This window comes from Microbulbifer epialgicus, from assembly GCF_041447265.1.
GTDB classification, from domain to species: Bacteria; Pseudomonadota; Gammaproteobacteria; order Pseudomonadales; family Cellvibrionaceae; genus Microbulbifer; species Microbulbifer epialgicus.
In genome coordinates this window covers 1-1558 of sequence record NZ_JBGMEK010000215.1, presented here as the reverse complement: position 1 = coordinate 1558, position 1558 = coordinate 1, and the positions used below count along the sequence as shown (strand labels likewise).

Below are 1558 nucleotides of genomic sequence, written 5' to 3'. Positions count from 1 at the left end.
CGTTTTCAAATTTACGAAGGAAGTATGAATGCCGATAGGCTGATTGACTTTCTTAAGCGATTGATCAAAACAGCGGGGCGTAAAGTTTACCTCATTCTGGACAATCTTAGGGTACATCATGCACGATTTGTTAAAGCTTGGCTGGCAGAGCACGAGGATGAGATAGAAATTTATTATTTACCATCATATTCACCTGAACTGAATCCAGATGAGTATTTGAATTGCGACCTTAAAGGGGGCGTTCACAGTGGCATGCCAGCCCGATCCAAGGAGAAGCTAAAAAGGAAAGTGCTTTCTCACATGAGAATGTTACAAAAGAAGCCCGCGCGTGTAGCAGCCTACTTCCGACACGAATCAATTAGGTACGCAGCATAACTGAACTATTTGTCCGCCGGGTTAATAATGCGCCTATAAATCTCTTCACGGTGAACAGGCAGGGATTTAGGGGCGTTTATTCCTATCTTTACTTGATTCCCCTTAACCTCCAACACTGTGACCGAGACATTTGCTCCAATCCTTAAGTTTTCTCCAGTGCGGCGCTTTAAAATCAACATGCTCATTTCCTATTGATACTTAAACAATGGGTGGTCTTTCTGCGGTGGGAAAGATTGGGAAGTAACGTCTGAAGAAAGTGAGAGGAGGTGCACGAGAACGGTAGGCGTAGAAGAAGAAAAGGTGGGCGCAACGCTGCCAGAGCTTGAGGACACACTCCAAGCTGCTGAATCTACACGACTTTATTGAAGACGAGCGGGTTTCTAGCGTATTATCCACTGAGCCACTTTGATAGTTTGGTTATCAATTTGGTTAGCTGGCCCCTGGTGTTCGCAGCACCTTGGGTCAGCGCCTTTTACTTATTCTTATGTCACGCTACCGTTCTCCTTTGAGGGGGTGGGTCTTTTAAAAAAATTTAGCTCTCTCGGGTCTTTTTATTTGTCAGCCTATTCAGGCTGACTCTATTACGACCAAAATATCGATAAATATCTATCAATTTTACGCAGCTTTGACATGGAAACAAACTTAATAAAATCCAATAAGATCATTTTCATGCCTATATTTTTATGTGTTTCCGCTTAGAAAATCCCTAGTTGCCTATTAAGAGTTGCAATTCAAGTTGGTATCCTTCTGTTGTCTTTGCGGCGGAATTAAAATAGAAAATTCTCAATGCCATCACTTGAAGAGGTTTCTTTATAGGAGCCAGAAGCATTTTCCGATAGCCTAAATATCTCCTTGGCCTTGGGAATATTGCCGAGATCTCTACAGCCATTATCCACACTTATGCTTACGACAGCCTCGGCCGCATAGACAGCCGCAGTGTCAATGGCACAGAGGAAGCCAGCTGAATATACGACAGTGCCGCCAACGGCAAAGGCCTGCCCACACAGGAAAGCCGCAGCGATGCCAACTATGCGCGCAGCTACAGCTACGATGCCCTGAGCCGCCCCTACAAAGTCACCACTGCCATCGACGGCGAAGACTTTGTTACGGTCAACCACTTCGACAGTAATTACGGCCGCCTAAAAGGGCTCAGCTATCCCTCCGGGCTGACCCTGCAATACGG

The 1558-nt window shown here is 45.4% G+C and carries 3 protein-coding genes; 1 reads left to right on the top strand and 2 read right to left on the bottom strand.

Annotated features, from left to right (window positions below):
* The coding region (locus ACCI49_RS24595) for a transposase (RefSeq protein ID WP_371837343.1) at nucleotides 1-375 on the top strand (375 nt) is incomplete at its 5' end.
* Between the two features lie 5 nt (nucleotides 376-380).
* On the opposite strand, the gene csrA is transcribed toward ACCI49_RS24595, so the two are convergent.
* A complete protein-coding gene (gene csrA / locus ACCI49_RS24590) occupies nucleotides 381-554 on the bottom strand; it encodes a carbon storage regulator CsrA (protein WP_371841895.1) in 174 nt (57 codons plus the stop codon).
* Between the two features lie 588 nt (nucleotides 555-1142).
* Nucleotides 1143-1493 carry a hypothetical protein gene (locus ACCI49_RS24585; protein ID WP_371841894.1) on the bottom strand — a complete coding sequence of 117 codons (351 nt, stop codon included), beginning with the start codon at nucleotides 1491-1493 and terminating at the stop codon, nucleotides 1143-1145.
* Between the last annotated feature and the right edge of the window lie 65 nt (nucleotides 1494-1558).